Origin of the sequence: Rhodopirellula bahusiensis (genome assembly GCF_002727185.1) — a bacterium.
Taxonomy (GTDB): Bacteria; Planctomycetota; Planctomycetia; order Pirellulales; family Pirellulaceae; genus Rhodopirellula; species Rhodopirellula bahusiensis.
Window position 1 is genome coordinate 266,074 of sequence record NZ_NIZW01000004.1, and the last position, 20,738, is coordinate 286,811.

A 20,738-nucleotide genomic window follows, 5' to 3' on the forward strand; every position below is an offset into this window, starting at 1 on the left:
CATAGGTTCCCATGTCGACCGCTTCCACGACCGACACCCAAACCGACGCTCTCCAGTCCGACGACCTCGCCGCACAATGCGTCGACATCGCCCGTCGTGCAAAAGCCGCTTCTCGTTTGCTCGGGACCCTGGACACAAACATCAAGGACCAATGGCTCACTGAATCCGCGGACGCATTGATCGAAGCAGCTGACGCGATTGTTGCGGCCAATCAATTGGACCTCGAAAATGCGCCGAAATATGGACTGACCGACGCGGGAATCGATCGTCTACGCCTGGATGAGGACCGAATCGCCGGAATCGCCACCGGTCTTCGTGAAATCGCAGGGCTCAACGATCCAATCGGCGAAGTCCTGGATGGCTTTGCTCGGCCGGGCGGGATGCGTATCGAAAAGCGTCGCGTGCCCCTGGGCGTCGTTTTCTTCATCTACGAAAGTCGTCCCAATGTGACTGCCGATGCGGCTGGGATCTGCGTCAAAAGCGGAAATGCGGTGATTCTTCGCGGTGGAAAAGAAGCTGCACACAGCAGCCGCGCGATCATGGATGTCTTGCACGAAGTCGGCCGTCGCGTCGGTATTCCTGATGACGCGGTTCAGCTAGTTGGAACGACCGATCGCGCCGCGGTGGGCCATTTCCTCCAACAGGCCGACAACATCGACGTCACGATTCCTCGAGGCGGAGAAAACCTGATCCGTCGCGTCGCCGCCGAAGCCACCATGCCGGTCATCAAGCATTACGACGGCAATTGCCACGTCTACGTCGATGAGTCCGCGGACATCGAGATGGCGGTCGACATCATCGAAAACGCGAAATGCCAGCGAATGGGTGTCTGCAACGCTTGCGAATCGCTGCTGATTCACCAATCCATCGCCGCGGAAGCTCTTCCTGCGATCGCGAAACGCTTGGCCAGTCGCGGTGTTGAGATGCGGGTCGATGAGAGAGCCGCTTCCCACGTGACCGGCGGTATCCCTGCGACGGAAGCCGATTTCGGTGCCGAATTCCTGGGTCCGCAAATCAGCATCGCTGTCGTGGATTCGCTGGATGCCGCTGGCGACCATATCAATCACTATGGATCGGGGCACACCGACGCGATTGTCACCAACAACCTGGCTGCGGCCGAGCGGTTCACCGCTTTGGTGGACAGTTCTGCGGTGATGGTCAACGCCAGCACTCGCTTCAACGACGGCGGAATGTTCGGTTTGGGTGCTGAAATCGGAATTTCCACCGATAAGTTTCACGCAAGAGGGCCATGCGGGTTGCGGGAACTGACCAGCTACAAGTACATCGTACGTGGGAACGGTCACATAAGAGGCTGAGGACACGATGTCCAACGAATCACTGAGTCAAAACCAAGTCGAAAATCTTCTGAAGGCCATGGAAACGGCCGATTTGGACGAGGAAGGTACCGACGCACCCACTGGAAACAAAGACTCGGCTGATTCCACGCGCACGACCGAAGCCAACAAAGACGCGGCAGTTGGCTCCTCCGCCCCCGCTATTGGGGCAGCCCATCCGTCGGACTCCAAGCCCTACTCGCCCGGTGTGCCCTCCGGCGCCAGAGTCACCGCCTACGACTTCAAACGCCCCGAACGCGTTGGCAAAGACCAAATGCGGGCGATGCATTCGTTGCACGAGTCGATCGCTCGGAATTTTGGTGCGTCGATCTCCGGCCTGCTCCGGACGATGATCGAGGTCAAACTACTGAGCGTTGACCAACTCACTTACAGCGAATTCGTCTTCAGCCTCGACAATCCCAGCTGTTTCAACATCATCCGACCGATGCCTTTGGAAGGTCACTGGGTGCTCGACATCGCACCCGGACTGGCTTACGCGATCATCGATCGAATGCTCGGAGGCGACCCCGTCCCGGGCGAAACGATCCGCCGGCCGCTCACCGAAATCGAAACACGATTGATGTGCCGCGTCGTGGAACTGTTCCTGGAACAAATCGTTCCGGCTTGGGAAAATGTGATTCAGCTGGAACCGACAATCCACACCACCGAGAGCAACCCGCAGCTCGCCCAAATTGTGCCTCCCAATGAAGTGGCAATCTTGGTGGGATTCGAGGTCCTGCTCGGCAAAAACCGGGGGATGATGAATCTGTGCATCCCCTTCAATTCGATTGAAAAATACAACGCGAAACTCTCTCGCAATGGTTGGGTTGGCTACGGAAAAGCCAACCCGACACCCAAATCGCGACGAAAGATCGCTGACAGCATTGACGCCGCCCCCGTGGACGTCGTCGTGACGTTGGCCCGGTCGAAAATCAAAACCAGCGATTTGCTGGATCTCAGCGTTGGTGACATCATTACCACCGAGCAAGCGGCGAGCTCCGCCTTGGAATTGTCCGTTCAGGACGTCCCGAAATTCGCAGCGGTTGCTGGTGCCTACAAAGGCAAAAAGGCGGTTCAGGTCCAAACGACCATTGAACAAAAACCGAGCGACGCGGAAGAAGCAGACCCAGAAGAACAATTGGAGAACGACTCCCAAAACTCAGCGGAACCAGAATCCGCTCCCGCTGAGGTGGAGAACGTCTTGAACTCGGCCCAGGCCAAGAATCAAGCACCACCGCCTAAGCCGATCCCGAAAGCCGAGCCCAAAAAGCCAGCCTCAGCTCAGTAGCTCACCGCCGCCATCTGACGGCGGGCAATCTGCGGCATGACCGCCCGCCTTGCCGGTGAAATCACGCAGACAACAACCGGTTCAATTTTGGCCGGATTGCGACACAATCGACGGCGACGTCAATCCGCTCTTCTGCGCGGCAGACTCCGCTCGCTGGAGAGCCGCTTCGACACGGTCGAGCAGCTCGTCTGAAGATTCGCGTGGTTGAGCCGTGTCGCTCATGCATGCGGTGAACTCAGAACCACAGTGCTGACATGCGACGGTACATCCAAGTAACGATGCGCGAATGTCGATTCGCCGCCCGCAGGTTGGGCAAGATTGATTGAATCGAATGGACATGTTTAACCTTTTGACTTCCAGCCACTCGGCTGGCTAAATCCGTTTGACAGGAGGAATACTATCCACAAACCCTCTACAACGCAAACTCATTTCACGCAAGCTTCACATCTACGCTCAAGTTGAAACCGTATTAGCGCCGCGATATGGATCAGGCAAGGATCTAAATTGACCAAGATCCAGTGAAGACCAATGGCCTAATTCGCCTCGAAACAGTGGACAAAGAAACACCGCCTCAACGCAAAAGCAATGGTTTCCCCTGCTTCCCAGCCTGGAAGACGGTTATCCTGTAAGGGACCTCACAGCGACGCTTCGACGAATGGATTTTTACGCTCAAGCCGGTTCCTATGACACGCTCGATCCGCAGCCAGATCCCCTCCATCGCCCTTTTCGCAACTCTTGTTGTTGTCTTTTCAGGAATGGAATGTCCCGGCCAGGACACCTCCGACAACAGCGAATTGGGACCCAAAATCCAGTTCGAAACCATCGACGGTGACGCACAATCAGGACAGCTAAGCAACCTGACGGGTTCGTCTCTCAGCGTGATTTTGGCCGATGGGCAGTCCAAACAGTGGGAATTGACCGAGATCGCACGCATCCAATTCGAAGGATCTCAGCAAACCAGCCCACCGACTCGCGTCATCCTTCGCGGGGGCTCAGAAGTGGCTTCCGCCGCGACTTCCATGGAAGGCGAAAATTTGCTGGTTCGCTCTTTGGGCCAACCTCCCCTCACGGTGTCCATCCGCTCCGTTCAATCCATTCGATTCCGAGCCCCGTCGTCAGCGACTGACGCTGACTGGCTCGCTCTGGTGGAAGAACCTCAGCGTCGCGACCGCTTGGTCATCCGCCGGGAAGGCAACGCCCTGGATCCGATCGAAGGCACGATCCTTGAGATCAAGCGAGATTTCGTTTCCTTCGACCTCAGTGGCAACATCGTCGATGCTCCATTGCAAAAGCTTGAAGGCGTGATCTTCTCGACCACCGGCGATCGCCCAACAGAGAAACTGATTCAAATTAAAGACCAACGTGGATCACGGTGGATGGCGGAGCAAGCGAATTGGAATCCAACCGATCGCTCGCTAGAGCTGGATCTGGGCGACGACATCACACATTCCATTCCTGTGTCGCAGCTATTGGAAATCCAGTTCTCCGGGGGAATCCTTTATCTTGTCGACGCGGAAGTTGCCCAGCAGCACCAACCGGATGCCCTCAGCACGCTTGTCGGCGATGACTTGGCATCGACTTGGTTTGCAACGGAATCAAATGGCAAAAACCTCACGACCATGCTGTCGTCCGATCACGTTGTTCGTGTTCCCGATGGTTATCAAAAGCTAGTTGCCGCTGTCCGTATGTCATCCGATGTGGACCAGTTCACTCCATTGAAGCTGTCGGTGTTGATGGATAATCGCGTCGTCTGGACACTCGACATCGAAGACCGCAAACCGCACGGGCTGATTCTGCCACTCGAAGACGCGCGGCGTCTTACGCTTCGCACCTCCCTAACGGGTGAAGATGCATCCAAACCCAAACGGTCAATCGACCAAGCCTTGGGACATCGAGTCGAGTGGCTGGGTGCCCGCTTGCTAAAATAGTTCGCGTGCCGCTTCGGCGTGCTTGAATGCCTTCTGCACTGACGACTTCACACAGACAAAAACGATTCGCCATGCCATCTCGATGTCTCGGTTCTGCCTTGGTGCGAATCGGTTGCTTGACGTTTGCTCTCCTTGCATCGGTTGCGTGGTTGACCACCCAAGTTGATGCAGAAGAGTCATCACTCTTGCCCGACGAACAACGTTGGATCGAAGAATTCGAATCCGCTCGAATCGCTGGCATTGCCAAAGCCATGCCTTCGACGGTCATGGTGTTCGTTCCCGGTGGTGGAGGCGGCGGAAGCGGTGTCCTGATCAGCGAGGACGGCTACGCGTTGACCAACTTTCACGTCAGCAGTCCCGCGGGAACCTACATGCGTTGCGGGCTCAGCGACGGCAAAGTTTATGACGCCGTGGTGGTCGGCATCGATCCAGTTGGCGACTTGGCATTGATTCAGTTGCTAGGGCGAGAAGACTTCTCCACAGCCGAATTTGTACCCAGTCGCTCGGTCCAAGTTGGCGACTGGTGCTTTGCGATCGGCAATCCGTTCTTGCTGGCAACCAACCTTCAACCGACCGTCACCGCAGGAATCATCAGCGGTGTGCGTCGATATCAGTATCCTTCTGGCACGCTGTTGGAATACGGAAACTGCTTTCAAACCGATGCCTCGATCAACCCGGGCAACTCCGGCGGACCCTTGTACGACAACGACGGTGACTTGATTGGAATCATCGGCCGAGCCTCATTTGAAAAACGCGGGCGAGTCAACGTGGGAGTTGGCTACGCGATCTCGGGTGACCAAGCTCAAAACTTCCTCGGATGTCTGCACAGTGGTCGAGTCGTTGACCATGCCACGCTGGGTGCCACCGTTGGTACGGACGAAGACGGCAGCGTCCGGGTCACCAACATTCTCAGCTCCAGCGATGCCTATCGCCGCGGACTCAGGTATGGCGACGAGATACTAGAGATCGATGGCCAAGTCATCCAAACCGCCAACGATGTCCAGAACATCCTTGCGACGTTCCCGTCCTCTTGGCGAATCCCGATCACGTATCGGCAAGAGGGAACCAGCGTTGAGACCTTGGTTCGTTTGGCCAGCGTTCATCGCGGATCCGAATTACTCGAGAAAATGAAGTCGGCTTTGCCGCCACCTCCCCCCGCGCCGCCCAAGCCACCGGCATCACCTGAATCAGATGATGCGTCCCCTGAATCACCCGAAGATTCGAATGCTAAATCATCGCCGGATGAACCCGAGCAGTCTCAGCCGGACAACTCAAAGAAAGCGATGAAAGACGCGGCCGGCGAACCAGTTCCCGAGATCGCCGTCAATCAAATCGAAGTGCGAGAAGGCTACGCGAATTACTACTACAACCAACTGCAACAAACGAAGTTCATCGAGCGACTTCGCCGGCAGTTCGAAGAAGCAACCACAGATGATTCCGTTTGGAAAATCAACGGCACAGCGATTCCAGTTGCCGACAATCAACAGCCAAGCGAGTTCCAATTAACCATCGGTGAGGGGCAGTTCGAATTCAAAATCGGGAATGACGTGGAACGTTTGTCGCGTGGAGATGAACTGCTTCGCGTGGTTGATGAACAACGTGACGCTGGCATCCTTGCATGCTTGAGCGCACTCCAACGAATGCTGGCGATCGGCCCCAAGCAATTTGGTGACACCTACTACTGGGGCACGATGCCGTTGTCCGGCAAACGCCCGCTTCGCGACACTGTGATCGGAATCCATTCTGATCTCGAAACCCGCTTCTTGCATCATCCCGAATCGGAACGCCTGGAAGTGATCGAATCCATCGCCGGCACCGACACCGATCCCGCCGAACTTTGGTTCGGAACAGACAACGGCGGAATCCCATCGACGATGCAGCTTCGCTACGGAACGACGACAGTCCTGAACCTGCAAATCGATGATTGGTCTGTCGAGCAAGCCGGCCAACCACAAGCTCCCGACGCTCCGATCAATGGAGATGCATCATGAGCCGTACACCAAACCTCGAACAAGAGAACTTTCGACCGCGTCATGCCGATCTTGGCACTTCGTCGTGGTTGAAAATCCTCCTAGGGTGCATCGCGTGGTCAATCCTCGCATGTCTCACACCGAATAGTTTGTCGGCTCAACCGTCGATGGCGCGACCTTCCGACCAAGCCCAACCGAAGATGGTCAAGGTCTACGGTGCCGGTGGACTGTCTGGACTGGAAGCCTATCAAAGTGGTTTTCTCGTTTCTCCTGCTGGCCACATCGCGACGGCTTGGAGCTACGTGCTGGACGTTGACCCAGTCGTCATTCTTCACGACGGACGCCGATTCGAATCCAAGATTGTCGGCTTTGAACCCGCCCTCGAACTTGCGGTTCTGAAGATCGAAGCGGATGACCTGTCGTTCTTTCCAATCCCTGAAACGAATTCGATTTCCTGGGGAGATCCTGTTCTCGCTGTCAGCAACCTGTTCGGCATCGCGACGGGCAACGAACCCGCCAGCGTGATGCAAGGACGAGTCGCTGCGAAAACAAAACTCGACGCCCGCCGCGGGACCTTTCAAACACCCTATCGCGGTGAAGTCCTGCTGCTCGACTTGGTTGCCAATAACCCCGGTGCCGCCGGCGGAGCCTTGATCAATCCCGAAGGCGAATTCCTTGGAATGCTTGGCAAAGAGCTTCGCGATCGAAAGACCGGCGTTTGGCTGAATTACGCGATCCCCGCCGACGTGCTCCGCCAACCCATCGGCGACATCATCGCGGGCCGCAAGACGACACTTCCCGATGAATCCAACCCCGTTCTGCCTCGCGAAAAATCCCACTCACCAACCAGCCTTGGCATTGGGTTGATTCCGGATGTGCTCGAGAACACACCGGCCTACATCGACTTCATTGAAAAAGAATCGGCCGCGGACCGTGTGGACCTTCGGCCCGATGATTTGATTGTGCTCGTCAACGGTCGCCGCGTCTCGCACCAACGTGCTTTTCGCGATTTGCTGAGACGAATCGACCGGCGCGACCAAGTCGCCTTGGTGGTCCAACGAGACAACGAAATTCTAGACTTGGTACTACGCCCATGATTCGCGAACTTCCTTTGGCAAACCCGCCTCGCTCCATGCGATTCCATCGCTTGCTCAGTCCCGTCAAAGCGTTGTTATCGTTCGCGTTGCTCCTTGGCATGGCATCCACTTCCATCGCTGAAGATCCCACGCCCGCTCGCTATCAAAGCATTCTGGCAAAAGCGGTTCGCCATGTCGCCCAAAGAGCATTGCCCTCCGTCGTGACCATCGAAGTCATCGGCGTGATGCAAGCCGATGGTGAGGTGCGGCAAGACGCGCCGACCTCGGGAGTGGTGATCGACGAACAGGGCCACGTGCTGACGTCCTCTTGGGTGACCGGTGGTGATTCAGCCAGCATCATCGTCAACGCCCCGAGCGGCAAACGGTATCCCGCGGAAGTCGTTGCCAAAGACGAACACCGAGACCTTGTCCTTTTGAAAATCGCGTCCGGCGACGAGACATGGCAACCGATCGAATTCCCGAGCACCGACCAAACGACCGATACAGTCGGAGAAACCGTGGTCGCAGTGGCCCGGTACGGAGAGATCAACACTCCAATGGTCAGCACTGGAATTCTCTCTGCAATCGGTCGCCTCGACGGAACCGCAATCCAAACCGATGCCAGGATCTCACCCGCGTTTTACGGTGGTCCTTTGGTCGATCTGAAAGGTCGCTTCCGTGGCATCGTGATTCCCGCGGTGGGTGAGGGCGGCGCCGAAGAGTCGACCGCATGGTACGACTCCGGAATCGCTTTCGCGGTCCCCAGTCCGATCATCGCTCAAAAGCTGGACCAACTGCGTCGTGGCGAAAACATCCAACAAGGCTTGCTCGGCTTTGTCGTCGCCGGCAGCGATCCGTACGCCGATGGAACCGAACTGAGTGTCGTTCGAAAACGTTCGCCTGCTGACAAAGCCGGCCTGAAAGTCGGCGATGAACTGAAAACAATCGGCGGCCAAAACGTCACGCGACGACAGGAAATCAAACTCGCGTTGGGTCGGTACGACGCTGGCAACGAAGTCGAAATTGAGTACGAACGCGATGGAAAGCGAATGTCCTCCACGGCGACGATGATCGCCACGATCCCGCCGCTTCAGCCGCAATTCATCGGCGTGATCGCAGCCGATGAAATGGAAGAAAAGACGGCTGACGACTCTACCGAAGACAAATCGAAACCATCGGTTTCAGTCATCGTCCAAAACGTTTGGAATCAATCGCCCGCCGACGGCATCCTGAAGATCAACGACCGTTTGATCGAACTCGACGGTGCCCCCATCCTTGACACCAATGCACTTCGGCAGCGACTTTGGGCATCCGATCCCGAAATCGCGATGGAACTAATAATCGAACGCGATGGCGAAACTCAAACCGTCTCGATCGACCCGCTAACGCTCGACGGGCCGCTGGATCGCATCCAATCTTTCAAGACACCCGCTCCATTGGCCGCAGACGCATGGAACGTCGAAGAGCTACAACTGCCTGACATCACCAACGAAGCAGCGATCTGGTTCCCCAAATCAGAACTCGCGGCAGAAACAGATCCCGACGAAACGCCGTCGTCGCCATTGGCACTGGCGATTGTTCTGGCGCCTCCCAAAGACCGCGATCCATCCGCGATCCTGGGCCCATGGAAAGACCTGGCCCGTGAACGTCACGTCGCGGTGTGCGTCATCTGCAGCGATGGTGACGACCAATGGCGTCCCAACGAAATCGACGCGATCACCAAGCTGACAGCGGCATCACTCAAACGATCCGGTGCTTTGCCATCCGCGGTCTCACTGATCGGTGGAGGAGCATTCACGATGAATGAAAAAGCTAACCCCGCAGATTCGATGGCACTGGGAGCCTCGCTCTCGACAACAAACGTGTTTGCTGGCGTGGCAATATCAAACGAGACCGAACCGCCCGCGGTTCGCCTTCGCAAAGACGGACCGCCGCGATTGCTTCGAGTCTTGATCCCAAACCCGCCCGATTCAGAATTGCCGTTCTGGGCCGAGACACTTCGCCGAATCGGGTGCCCGCTGCAGACCACCCTCACGCTCAATCGCGACCTCTGCCTTCAATGGACTCAATCGCTGCTCGCCATGTGATCAAAAAAGAAAGTTCGCCAACCACTACTTTTCGCGAAGCGAGCATCGATCGTTGGGCTCTGGTGGGATATCCCCAGAAAATCAGAGAACACTCTCCACAATCCCGCTTCGCGAACGCTGAAACAGTCCCATGAACTTCTTTCGAATCCATGGTCGTCGGCTCAAAACCTTTCGCCGGTATGCTTTGATTGCCGCCGTTTCACTCGCCCCCGCATGGGGCGTCCACACTTGGTTGGGAACTTCCGAGAACACGACCATGGCCCAGAACATCAACGTTCCCTTGCCGACGCTCGGCGGGGCTCAACTGTGGACGGATCACGACCACCGAAACGGCTATCGAATTCAGCAGAATGCGGTGACGAAGCATTGGCGACTTCTGGATCCCAACAACATCCGCCGGGCTTGGGGAAGCCGAGCGGATGTCGATGAAGCCCTCAACGAACTGCAGCCAGAAATCGCATCGCCCGGCGATCGCCCAGTCGTCGTCCTGCTGCACGGTTTGATGCGGACCGACAACTGCATGAAATCACTGGAGACCAAACTCCACACCGAAGGCTTCGATCAAACCATACGGTTTGGTTACGCCAGCACTCGCGGGTCACTGGCTGAATCTGCCGCGGCACTGCGTGAGGTCCTCGAGCACCAATCGCCCGACGCTGAGTTCGCCTTCGTCGGCCATAGCATGGGCAACATCATCACTCGACATTTGATCGGCGATCTGCAAGCCGACGGTGACCCACACGGCTTGCTGCCTCGAATGAAATCAATGGTCATGCTCGGGCCGCCTAATCAAGGTGCCGCAATCGCTCGGCGACTCGCCCCGACCGGCGTCTTCGGACTGGTTGCCGGCCCCGGTGCAATGGAACTTGGAACACGATGGTCCGACGTCGAATCAAACCTCGCGACACCACCGTTCCCATTCGCAATCGTCGCAGGCAAAGTCGCGACACCAATCGCGAATCCACTGGTGGATGGCGAGGGCGACTTTGTGGTCAGCCTAGAAGAAGCTCAACTGGATGGAGCTCAAACGGTTCACCAAGTCCCAGTGCTGCACTCATTCCTAATGGAAGAACCCGACGTGCAAGACTGGACGATCGAGTTCCTGAAGGACCACTGAATCCCAGCGTTTGCTTTGCGGGGTCAAACGCGTTTCTCGCTCCACAGCTTCAACAACTCAACCAAATGATTGGCGGAGCTGACCATCTCATCCAGGCTCGCGAATTCGAGGACGCTGTGGATGTTGTGCTGACCACTGGACAAGTTCGGCGTCGGCAATCCTTTCTCGGTCAATTGACTGCCGTCGGTGCCGCCTCGCACAATGGCTGTTTGGCAAGGCAACCCCAAATTCTCAAACGCTTGCTCGGCGAGCGATATCGACTCGGGCAACTTGGCCAATCCATCCGCCAGGTTTCGGTATTGCCGTCGCACATCACACTGCAACTGCATCCCAGGCCAAGCCGCGGTGGCTTTCTCAGCCAACTCGCGAACTTTGTCGGCATAGACCGACAACTGGTCGCTATCGAAGGATCGCAAAATCAGTTCCACACGCGTTTGCCCCACACCGCCGACAATGTCGTGCAGGTGGATGAATCCATCGCGGCCATCAGTGGTCTCGGGAGTCTCCGATTCTCGCGGCAATGAAGCCGCAAAATCGGACGCCGCCCGCAACGAATTCACCATCCGATCTTTCGCGATCGCAGGGTGAATATTGTGTCCTTGAAAGATCAACGTCATCGCGTCAGCGGAAAAAGTCTCGACGTCAATGATGCCTTGGCCCCCACCGTCGATGGTGTAAGCCACCGTTGCATCGAGCTCTTGCAGATCCAACTTGTCCGTGCCGCGTCCGATTTCTTCGTCGCAAGTCATCACGACACGAACCGGGCCGTGAGGTAGGTGGGGGTTCTCGATCAACGTCTCCGCGAGTTCCATAATGATGGCCACCCCGGCCTTGTCATCGCCACCCAACAACGTCGATCCGTCGGTGGTGACCAAGGTGTGCCCGACCATCTTTTCCAAATCAGGGCATCCGGCAACCGTGATCGCGTTTCCACTCGGAAGCTGGATGTCACCGCCGGAGTACGACTCAACAACTTGAGGATTGACCGACTCACTCGGCGCTTCGGGCGAAGTGTCCATGTGAGCAACGAGAGCAACCGTCGGTGCTTGCCCGTCGATCGTGGCAGGAACGGTCGCTGTCACAACCGCGTGTTCATCCAGGACCACATCAGCCAGTCCCATCTGCATCAATTCATCCGCCAACATCCGACCCAATTCGCGTTGGCTTTCCGTACTGGGGTAAGCTTGTGACTGCGGGTCGGCGGCAGTGTTCAGTCGGACGTATCGGAGAAATCGTTGCAGCAATCGGTCTTGGTTGATCATCGGACGCGAAGTCCCTCGATTCGAAACACGGCCATGTGGGATGCACCATCGGGGCCCTCGCCACCGGGGTATTGATACTTCTCAGTATCCAAGACGAACTTACCTTCGACCATGACCGGTCGCGGAACAAAATCTGTGGTTCGTCCCGGTTGCATCTCAATCATCACACAATCGAACAAAGCCGCACCGGGTCCGAAACAGCATTCCTGGTTATCTCGCACCAGCACAAACTGATCGATGTCGGTTTCTTTGTACAACGTGCTCGGCAACATATAACCGCGCAAACGCACCTTGCGACCATTCAGAAACTTCAGTTCCTTGGTCAACTTCTTTTCGTCGAAAACTTCGCCCTTTTCGATATCAAAGGTCAAATCGTCAAACGTGATATCGCCTTTGGCCAGGTCCGCTTGGCTGCTCTTCCGCACCTCGACCTTTTCACGTCCGGCGGCGTCACCACGCATCGCAGCCCGGCGTTGCTCGATGATTGATCGAGCCGTCGCGGTCCGTTCCTTCTGGGTCTGGGTGTCATCAGCAAAAGACGAAGCCGGAAGGACGGATCCAACGGCGAGGCATCCCGCCATCACCGTCCAAAAAATTCGCGAATTCAGTTTCATCTGACGAGCATCCATCGTTCGTGGAAGAAAATTGCTGTACCGTTCGCCCGCAACGTCGTGCACCCATCGTACCAATGTCTGCCGCGACTCCCACAACACCAAATCGCAATCGGCGTCAGCACGCAAACGACACGCCCTCCGCGTCGCAGCCCCACCGTCCGCCAACCAGTCTATTTGTACTGGTCGACTCGCATTTTGTAGAACATTGCGTTTTCAAAGTCGTCTTTGCTCTGCGGGACGCGATTGACCTTGAATGTTCCGGCCAGTTTGCGTTTGGTCAGTCCAGCACGCACGGCTTCACCGGGTGGCAAGGTCACTTCAATCATGTCGCTGCTGCGGGGATCTCCGCCAAAGCAACACGTGCCAAGGTCAGGCACCAAAACGAACTGACGCAGCATTCCGCTGCCGCTGCTGGGGTGGATGTACCCCTTCAAAAAAATGGCTTCTCCGTCGATCGTCAGCGCATCCGGGGTGGGTTGGTCCGGACCATTGGGCTCCGACTGCAACTTGTAAAACGCAACGCGTTCGTACCCCTCGGGAACCTCGGTCAGATACGTGTACGTGTGAAACCCCAATCCACCGACCAGCAACAGAAGGCAGCCAGCCAAACCCAACTTTGCCACTCCTGAGCCGCTGTACTCGTCCGGGAACCGACTGATCGCCCGCAAAGCGATCACCCCGGCCAAAATGCCAGGCACCGTCAGGATCAGCATTGGCGAAAAGGTTGGCATCAATCCGGGCAGCGACAAACACAAGAACACCAGCGACGCAATGGCACCGCGGTTGATCGCTTTGTAGGGAAACTCAGCAGCGTCTGCGGCCCCTGAAAACTGAACTTCAGCGGACATAACTGAATACAACCAATCGTGAGAAGACAAATCAAATCGAAACGACCACCAACCATCTCACACGGAAATGGAGTAATCCCCGGGTGATACGAGCCAGAATGCTGGTCGGTTCAGCGGTGAATTTAACCTCAAACCATGGTGCACCGCACCCGCTAGGCAAACGCTTTTCTCAACATCGCCAGGCTCTTCGGAATCGCCGTTTCATGCGCCTCGCTGCCCTCAAATTCCAGGCTGATGTAGCCGCGATAATCCACCGCCCGCAGGGTTTCGGCCACCCGGTCGTAATCGATGTCCAGCGTGTACCAAGTCCCACCGCCAAAATACGTTTTGGCCTGCACAAACACTGCCTCGGGGGCCAGCTGTTTGTACTGCTCGTACTGATTTTCGAGGAAATTGCCGGTGTCCAGCGTCGCCCGCAACCAGGGCGAGTCCACTTCGCCGATGACTCGCAGAACGCCTTCCGCGGTGCGGCCTAGCCCCCAGTGATTCTCCAACCCCATCACCACACCGCACTTTTCCGCGACCGGCAAACATTTCTCAAATCCTTCCCGTACCCAGCCAAACCCTTCCTCGTCGGTGTGCCCTTCTAAAGTCGGCTCAATCCCCTTGTTTGCCATCAGCTCATCGAAGCTGCCCGACGTTCCCCAACGACCGGTGTTCACCCGAATCGTTGGGATTCCCATCGCATACGCCAACTCAATGCAGTGGATCGTGTGATCGACATTCTTCTGACGTTCCGCAGGATCCGGAGAAACAAAGGATTGATGAGTCGACATCCCGCACAAACTCAAACCACGACGAAACGCCCGCTGCTTGATTCGCTGCAACGTGCCATTGGACTCGTCGGTCATTTGGACGTGCAAAACTTCGACCGCATCGAACCCAGCGTCCGCAGCCAAGTCCACGCACTCCTCGATGGAAAGCTTGCTGTCATCGCGATACCGCCAATACGAATAGGTCGAAACCGCGATCGGATTCGGGGTCCGAGAACGAGCAGCTTCTTTTTCACGCGTTTCGTCCTGAGCCAGAGCCACTCCATTCGCGCATGCCAACGCTCCCATCGCCCCAGCAACGCCTGCCATCCAAGCTCGACGCGATCCCCGCACCGATGAAGCTGTCCCATCGCGGCCGGTAAGTCTCGGATTCGTTTCAACGCTCATAGCAAATTCCTTGGTGCTTCGATCAATGAGAACGTGATGGCCCGCCAAACCGTCTCCAACATGGAGCCCCAGCATTGTAGCGACCGACGATGCAGACAGAAGTGAACCCTGCCGAACTCAAACCAAACCTCCATCGGAACCATCTTCAAATCAGGCTACCTCCGCCCGCGTTGAACCCTCAGAAACATGAATCGAATACGCCCGCCCAAACACGGTGTCGGACGACCTAATTAGTGTGATCAAGCCTCAGCTTCAAAGCGGTCTCGCCACACGACACCGGATACACACGTTCACTCGGCATGATCAACTTGTCGTAGCGTAAGTTGTCGCTGTTTTCACTCTGCTCGCGAACGAAATCGGAAATGTCATCGATCTCGACGATCCAATCGCACGCGAACTGCCGAAGTGCCTCACCTCGCAACCCAAGTTGGACCGCACGACGATCCATTTTGTCACCGTTGGGAGCATGGTCGGGATCCCATTGCAAACGGACATCTGAATCGGCAACACGCTGCTGCCAATCGGTACGGGGCTCATACAGATCGGGCTCATATGTGGAGTGAACTGCCTTTGAAAGAATCAAATCAAAGGCCGATCGCTTGATACGAATTGCCAAAACAACCTCCTGGATTGAGCTCGAGCAGGCGAAGGTAGCCATCGGATTCGCAAACATCGAGAACGTACACGTCAGGAGGTCGTGCAGTCTTCCCAGACTGCTTCTTGGCGGATTTTCACATGGTGCACCTCTCCCGAAACGAAGTTTTGGGAGAGCGACATACCCGGTCGAGCGCCGCCGCTCAGGCGTGCGAGAGGGTGAAGGCCGGACATGGATCACAGCGTGAATTGCACTCCCCCGGGAAGTTCGCTGAACGCTCGCTTTCCGCCCCCTCCCGTTTCGGCTTGTCGAGTGAGTCGTCAATGACATTTCGACGCATGTAGAAGGGGCACTATTGCCCGTCAGAGCAGCGGATGATACGCCGGCGCCGCTTGATCCTTGATCCACAAATCAAGGTTTGCCGAAGCTTTGGTGTAAAACCATGTTGGCCAGCGTTTGCGTCGTCACCAACCCTTCACTGCACGATGAACGGCGACCCAAGCGGTGCCGACGGCTCCGATCAAACCACCGAAGCACGGCGGTTGCGCGGCAAACATGTAAGACTCAGCACCCATGTCACCTGTGTAGGTCATGCCAAGCCAAATTCCGAACAACGGGAACGCCACCATCCCGAACAAATATGGTCGGGGCGGCATCAGCGAAAAGAGTGGCCAAAGCAAGTAGAGCAACGCGAAACCCAAAAAAGCGGCCGGACGCGCGTCTCGGCCCATCAATCCGACACCACGGTGAAGCAAGAACATCAAGGCAAACGCAACCACGAGAGATCCCACGGCGGTGCCAGCAGCCTTCGCCAGACACTCAGCGTCGGATTCGCATCGCGGTGGTAAAGAGGGAGTTTCGTCAGCCAATCGAATGCCCTGCGTCGACCAACGGCAGGTTTTTGCGACACCGCCATAAGTGAAGCGAGCGATGTCAGAACTACCGGAAATTGTACCAAGTCCAGCCCGCGTTGACAAAGTTGGAAGGTGTGCCGAAGGCCTAGCGTAACAACCATGTTGTGGGACGCTGCCCCGCGTTAACGGTATCCATCTCGGTTAACTCGCAAGCGGCACGCTGAATTGGTCATCCAGCAATCGGTTCATTAAAGTAAAAACACAGCCCGTCCGGCGCGACGACAAAGAACACATTGAACTTCTCGCCGTCGCGTTCGTCAACGCGCGTGTTTGCGACGTCCATCCCATTAGATTCGATTTGGCCCTTGATTCCGTTGATGTCATTGACGCGAATCGCAGCGCCCTCTTGGGATGGGTCACCACCATTGATCGCGAAACCCATTCGGACATTATCGCGTTCAAGTATGACGGCAGGATTCGGCGCGTCTCGGCGCTCAATCTCGGTCATGCCGAAGTGTTTGCAGTACCAATCTGACGCAGCATCTAGATCGGTGACGGGCAAAGCGAGAACGTCATCCTTGTAGGGTGACGCTGACTGAAATGACGGTTCGGGCATGACTGGTCTGCTATCTGAGGAACCTGCGTCCCACAACGAAAGGTTTTTACGACACCGCCCTAAACAAAGCACGCGATGCCTGAACTACGAGAAATTGTACCAAGGTCATGGCCCGTTGCCAAAGAGCCAAGGTGTGCCCGAAGGGCCTCAGCGTAAAAACCATGTTGCCGGACCGACGCGTTAGGAATCGCTTGGATCAAGGGTCTCGGCATCCGCGATATCTTTAGGACGTCCGCAGGCCCGTTTGTTGACGATCAGATCATCGCGCCCAATGACATTCAGTTTGATATCATCCAGTTCAAGGTGCAGCTTGTTCTCCCATGCATCATCAAAAGCTACGCCAGAGATAGCAGTCAGTATGTCAATCCGAGAAGGTTCAACACCAATTTGAAAGACCATCCCGGGCGTTGCCAGGTCATCAACGGTTAGGTCATGTAATGGTGCGCCAAATTCGGCGAGAACACGATATACTTTTGGCGCAGTTTCAGCGTCGGGACGAACCCAAAGATCGAGGTCGCCGGTTGCACGTGGATGGCCATGGGCAGCGACAGCGTAAGCACCAACAAGTAGGAAATCAATTTTCGCGTCGGACAACGCGAGCAACATGTCTTTGAAGTCGGGATTGAACAACGTTTGGTTCCTTGAATTCCCATGCGGTTAAAGTCAGAGGCCACACCATTAGCAATCGTTCGGCCGGTGTAGCATCGGGAACCCCGGAATCGAGCCCCTGCTGATCGAGCGTCGTGAGTTTTGCAACTGAACGGTCCATCGGTGGGAGAGAGGTCATGCGTTTCCTTTGACTGAGGTCCGACAACGGAAGGTTTTTACGACTCCGCCCTAAACGAAGCAAGCGATGCCTGAACTACGGAAATTGTACCTCCAGATCGAGGCTTGAACAAACGACAGCGGTGTGCCGAAGGCCTAGCGTAAAAACCATGTTAGCGGACCCGATGAGCTACCGTAACGGTGTGCCCGCCAGTAGATGCCACCAGAATGTGACGCCGGAGATCAGCAGCGAGATGATTATGAAGCCGACGACGCCGCAACCCATCAATGCGCAGCCATCGTTGTCCCAAACGCGACGCTTACGCGCCGCGATGACATCCGGGTTTTCTGGGAATTCATCAATCCGTTGCGCCGCGCCAAGTGTGTAGTCCGTTTTGGCGTCATTGATCTGGCGATGTTCAAGGATAGACGGTTCCGCGCGACATTCGTCGTCCGGGATCGGCGCGGCAGCAGCGCGGACGAAAGCAGCGGCAAAACGAAGGAGGGCGTCACGATTGCCGGTGAGCCACAGCCACGGCTTGCCAGCGGAGAGCTGAGAGTGTGCAGCCACGTTGTCAGAAGCGGATTCAAGCTTGGACGCGATTTCGAGGAGTTCGTCGTCGTCCATGGGGAAAGCTAGGGTCCGCTAACGGAAGGTTTTTACGACACCGCCCCAAACGAAGCGGTGGAGTTTGAATCACAAGAAATTGTACCGATGCCGGCGCCCGTTGCCAAAAAGCCACGGAGTGCCGAAGGCCTGGCGTAAAAACCATGTTAGGCGACCGGTTACTGGAGATAGTCCTCAATCTTCATTGCACCGTGAAAAATCCCGAGTATCTCAACACGGTCTTCGCTGGCGACGAGGTATGGTATTCGGTAGTGTCCGTAAAGAATCTCGCGAACTTCACGGTCTGCAATCGGCATGTAGCGTCCGCCCAATCGAGGGAACGTTCGCAACAATTGAATCTTCGCGTATATTCCACGCGCAACATCCAATGCGGCGGTCGGATTGTCCTCTGCGATATGTTCGTGATCTTCTCGAGCCAAGTAGCCGATTCGTGGGTCCAGACTATTTCTGCCACGATTCGATCCTCTGCTTGACTTCGTCATCGGAGATGACGTTACCAGCGTCGGAATCTGCCAGACCTCGGTCAACCATTCGGGCATACGCAAGTTCGCGTAGGATCTCGTCGTAGCTACTGTCGTCGGGTTGTTGTGCGATGAGGTCCGCCATCGCCTGTTTAACGGTGGACATTTGAGTTTCCTTGCGGGTAGGTCGCCTAACGGTAGGTTTTTACGACACCGCCCTAAACGAAGCGAGCAATGTCTGAACTACAAAGAATTGTACCAAGGCCAGCCCGCGTGGCCAAACGCGGAAGGTGTGCCGCAGGCCTAGCGTAAAAACCATGTTGTGCGGCACTGACGATGGGTACACGCGACGAGAAGATGGCATCGAACGCTTGCAAAAAGCTTGAAACGCGGAGAAAGCGGAATTGCGGAGGTCGCGGAGTGATGCAAAAACACTTGCATCCGAGGCGATGTCATTTGACAATGGCGTTAGTCGCACGACGCACACCCATCCGCGAAGCAGGACGTTCGAACGTATGGGTGCGTCTCGCGCGACCATTGCATTTGCCAGCGATCGGTTGAACCACAGAGGACACAGAGAGCACTGAGGTGAGCCACGGATGCACACCGATCAACACAGATGCAACCGATTGTCTGGGCCGCACAACGGAAGGTTTTTACGACACCGCCCTAAACGAAGCGAGCGATGCCTGAACTGCGAAAGATTCTACCACCAGAGGGCGGCTTGAACAAACGACAGCGGTGTGCCGAAGGCCTAGCGTAAAAACCATGTTGTGTGTCATGAACCCAGATAGGACGTGACATCAGTTAACGCCCGCAAGACCGAATCGCCAGAAGATTGTCCACTTCGGTCGATCAGAAACCCACGAATGCCGACCGCCATCGGCCCATCCACGTCTGATCGCTGGCTGTCGCCGACCATCAGCGTTGATTCGGCAGTCGCGTTGAGTTTCGTGAGGGCATCGCGGTAGATATCAGGGTCAGGTTTCGCGATTCCGATGTCGCAGGAATACAGAATGGTGTCAAAGTACGATTCGAGGTCGAGTCGGACAACGGCGCGTTTATACGGCGACGCGAGGTTGGAGATCAAAGCCACGCGTAAACCGCGTTCACGAAGTGTTTGGAGCGCAGCCAACGATTCGGGGAAAGTCTCGGCGCGGTCGATGTTCGCATCAAGGTCGCGTTGGATGTCAGGCAGGTTCGGAGGATGTGAAACGCCAAGATGATCGCAAAAGTCCGCCAATGTCGGAGCATCCACAACGAGTGATTCGCGTAAACGGCTTGAATCACCAATTGCGCGACAGAGCTGGAGATATGGATTCGTGTCGCGTGGAAGATGAATAAGCGTGCCGAACAGGTCAAAGATTATGGCGTCAATCATTCGAGCCTATGACACACAACGGAAGGTTTTTACGACACCGCCCTGAACGAAGCGAACGATGTCTGAACTACGAGAAATTGTACCAACGCCAGCCCGCGCGACCAACCAAGGAAGGTGTGCCGAAGGCCTAGCGTAAAAACCATGTTAGCGGACGCGGGCCAGTGGTTTATAGCTCGAACCACTGAATTGATTGCGGCATGTCACCAGTGGCGGCGAACTCAAGGATCGCGTGAATTGCCGTTTCGGCGTCCACCAGAGTAGAGGCGGGCATGTCGATTGCGCCCGCCTCAGAGCCATCGGTGTTGAGGAAGTGAACATCATCGGGGCATCCCGGAGGAGCCATGTCGGTTGGGTGAAAACCCGGGTGATCATCGGCAGTGAAATAGTGAATGTACGCAATGTCGCCGTTGAAATGGGCGGAGATGTAGGGCAGATCGCGATCGCCGGAGATGTGAAACGCGCCGTAGCGGTCAACGCGGATGGTGCGTAGACGATTCGCGATCTGCGCTGCGTCGTCAGTCTCGGCCGATCCAGAAAGATCGTCAATCTTCATCGACTAGCGTCCGCTAACGGAAGGTTTTTACGACACCGCCCTGAACGAAGCGAACGATGCCTGAATTACGGAAATTGTACCAAAGCCAGCCCGCGTTGACAAAGTTGGAAGGTGTGCCGCAGGCCTAGCGTAAAAACCATGTTGTGGGACGGTGAATCGCCAGCGAGGCGTCCCTTTCAAACGACGTGCGAGCCGAAGTGC

General features: G+C 56.1%; 20 protein-coding genes. 7 read left to right on the plus strand and 13 right to left on the minus strand.

What is annotated here, in order from left to right; translation table 11 throughout:
* Positions 1-11 precede the first annotated feature (11 nt).
* The 7 genes from CEE69_RS07580 (at position 12) to CEE69_RS07615 (ending at position 10,800) form a co-directional block, all read left to right on the plus strand.
* Positions 12-1,316 carry a glutamate-5-semialdehyde dehydrogenase gene (locus CEE69_RS07580; RefSeq protein WP_099260105.1) on the plus strand — a complete coding sequence of 435 codons (1,305 nt, stop codon included), beginning with the start codon at positions 12-14 and terminating at the stop codon, positions 1,314-1,316.
* A gap of 7 nt (positions 1,317-1,323) precedes the next feature.
* A complete protein-coding gene (gene fliM, locus CEE69_RS07585; RefSeq protein WP_099260106.1) occupies positions 1,324-2,622 on the plus strand; it encodes a flagellar motor switch protein FliM in 1,299 nt (432 codons plus the stop codon).
* A gap of 683 nt (positions 2,623-3,305) precedes the next feature.
* Positions 3,306-4,550 (plus strand): hypothetical protein, encoded by a 1,245-nt coding sequence (locus CEE69_RS07595; RefSeq protein ID WP_099260108.1) that lies wholly within the window; start codon positions 3,306-3,308, stop codon positions 4,548-4,550.
* 71 nt (positions 4,551-4,621) lie between these two features.
* Positions 4,622-6,541, plus strand: coding sequence for a S1C family serine protease (locus CEE69_RS07600; RefSeq protein WP_199169817.1), 1,920 nt, complete (start codon positions 4,622-4,624; stop codon positions 6,539-6,541).
* Positions 6,538-7,617: a S1C family serine protease gene (locus CEE69_RS07605; protein ID WP_099260109.1), complete on the plus strand. Its 1,080-nt coding sequence runs from the start codon at positions 6,538-6,540 to the stop codon at positions 7,615-7,617. The genes CEE69_RS07600 and CEE69_RS07605 overlap by 4 nt, the downstream gene beginning before the upstream one ends.
* Positions 7,614-9,683 carry a trypsin-like peptidase domain-containing protein gene (locus CEE69_RS07610; RefSeq protein WP_099260110.1) on the plus strand — a complete coding sequence of 690 codons (2,070 nt, stop codon included), beginning with the start codon at positions 7,614-7,616 and terminating at the stop codon, positions 9,681-9,683. The genes CEE69_RS07605 and CEE69_RS07610 overlap by 4 nt, the downstream gene beginning before the upstream one ends.
* 130 nt (positions 9,684-9,813) lie before the next feature.
* The gene (locus tag CEE69_RS07615) at positions 9,814-10,800 is read left to right on the plus strand and encodes an alpha/beta hydrolase (protein ID WP_099260111.1); all 987 of its coding nucleotides are present in this window, start codon (positions 9,814-9,816) and stop codon (positions 10,798-10,800) included.
* Positions 10,801-10,823: 23 nt separating this feature from the next.
* Here the strand turns inward: CEE69_RS07615 and pepT are convergent, their stop codons facing one another.
* From pepT to CEE69_RS07685, 13 genes are all read right to left on the minus strand, one after another.
* Complete coding sequence (gene pepT, locus CEE69_RS07620; RefSeq protein WP_099260112.1) at positions 10,824-12,062, minus strand: peptidase T; 1,239 nt, start codon at positions 12,060-12,062, stop codon at positions 10,824-10,826.
* Positions 12,059-12,691: a DUF3299 domain-containing protein gene (locus CEE69_RS07625; RefSeq protein ID WP_099260178.1), complete on the minus strand. Its 633-nt coding sequence runs from the start codon at positions 12,689-12,691 to the stop codon at positions 12,059-12,061. The genes pepT and CEE69_RS07625 overlap by 4 nt, the downstream gene beginning before the upstream one ends.
* Before the next feature lie 155 nt (positions 12,692-12,846).
* Entirely contained in the window at positions 12,847-13,524 is a 678-nt protein-coding gene (locus tag CEE69_RS07630; RefSeq protein ID WP_099260113.1) for a DUF3299 domain-containing protein, read from the minus strand.
* 152 nt (positions 13,525-13,676) lie between these two features.
* Positions 13,677-14,684, minus strand: a complete 1,008-nt coding sequence (locus CEE69_RS07635) for a sugar phosphate isomerase/epimerase family protein (protein ID WP_099260179.1) — start codon at positions 14,682-14,684, stop codon at positions 13,677-13,679.
* Between the two features lie 226 nt (positions 14,685-14,910).
* The gene (locus CEE69_RS33095; RefSeq protein WP_158230982.1) at positions 14,911-15,300 is read right to left on the minus strand and encodes a DUF4291 family protein; all 390 of its coding nucleotides are present in this window, start codon (positions 15,298-15,300) and stop codon (positions 14,911-14,913) included.
* Between the two features lie 443 nt (positions 15,301-15,743).
* Entirely contained in the window at positions 15,744-16,148 is a 405-nt protein-coding gene (locus CEE69_RS07645) for a hypothetical protein (RefSeq protein ID WP_099260180.1), read from the minus strand.
* A gap of 214 nt (positions 16,149-16,362) precedes the next feature.
* Positions 16,363-16,749: a VOC family protein gene (locus CEE69_RS07650; protein WP_099260115.1), complete on the minus strand. Its 387-nt coding sequence runs from the start codon at positions 16,747-16,749 to the stop codon at positions 16,363-16,365.
* A 180-nt stretch (positions 16,750-16,929) separates the two neighbouring features.
* The gene (locus CEE69_RS07660) at positions 16,930-17,379 is read right to left on the minus strand and encodes a nucleotidyltransferase (protein ID WP_008673937.1); all 450 of its coding nucleotides are present in this window, start codon (positions 17,377-17,379) and stop codon (positions 16,930-16,932) included.
* Positions 17,380-17,704: 325 nt separating this feature from the next.
* On the minus strand, positions 17,705-18,142 hold the full coding sequence (locus CEE69_RS07665; protein ID WP_099260117.1) for a hypothetical protein: 438 nt from the start codon (positions 18,140-18,142) through the stop codon (positions 17,705-17,707).
* 158 nt (positions 18,143-18,300) lie between these two features.
* Entirely contained in the window at positions 18,301-18,624 is a 324-nt protein-coding gene (locus CEE69_RS07670; RefSeq protein ID WP_233214986.1) for a type II toxin-antitoxin system RelE/ParE family toxin, read from the minus strand.
* On the minus strand, positions 18,584-18,769 hold the full coding sequence (locus CEE69_RS07675; protein WP_047813372.1) for a hypothetical protein: 186 nt from the start codon (positions 18,767-18,769) through the stop codon (positions 18,584-18,586). Before CEE69_RS07675 ends, CEE69_RS07670 begins: the two co-directional genes overlap by 41 nt.
* Positions 18,770-19,381: 612 nt before the next feature.
* Entirely contained in the window at positions 19,382-19,984 is a 603-nt protein-coding gene (locus CEE69_RS07680; protein WP_099260118.1) for an HAD family hydrolase, read from the minus strand.
* 166 nt (positions 19,985-20,150) lie between these two features.
* Complete coding sequence (locus tag CEE69_RS07685; protein ID WP_099260119.1) at positions 20,151-20,537, minus strand: Imm1 family immunity protein; 387 nt, start codon at positions 20,535-20,537, stop codon at positions 20,151-20,153.
* Between the last annotated feature and the right edge of the window lie 201 nt (positions 20,538-20,738).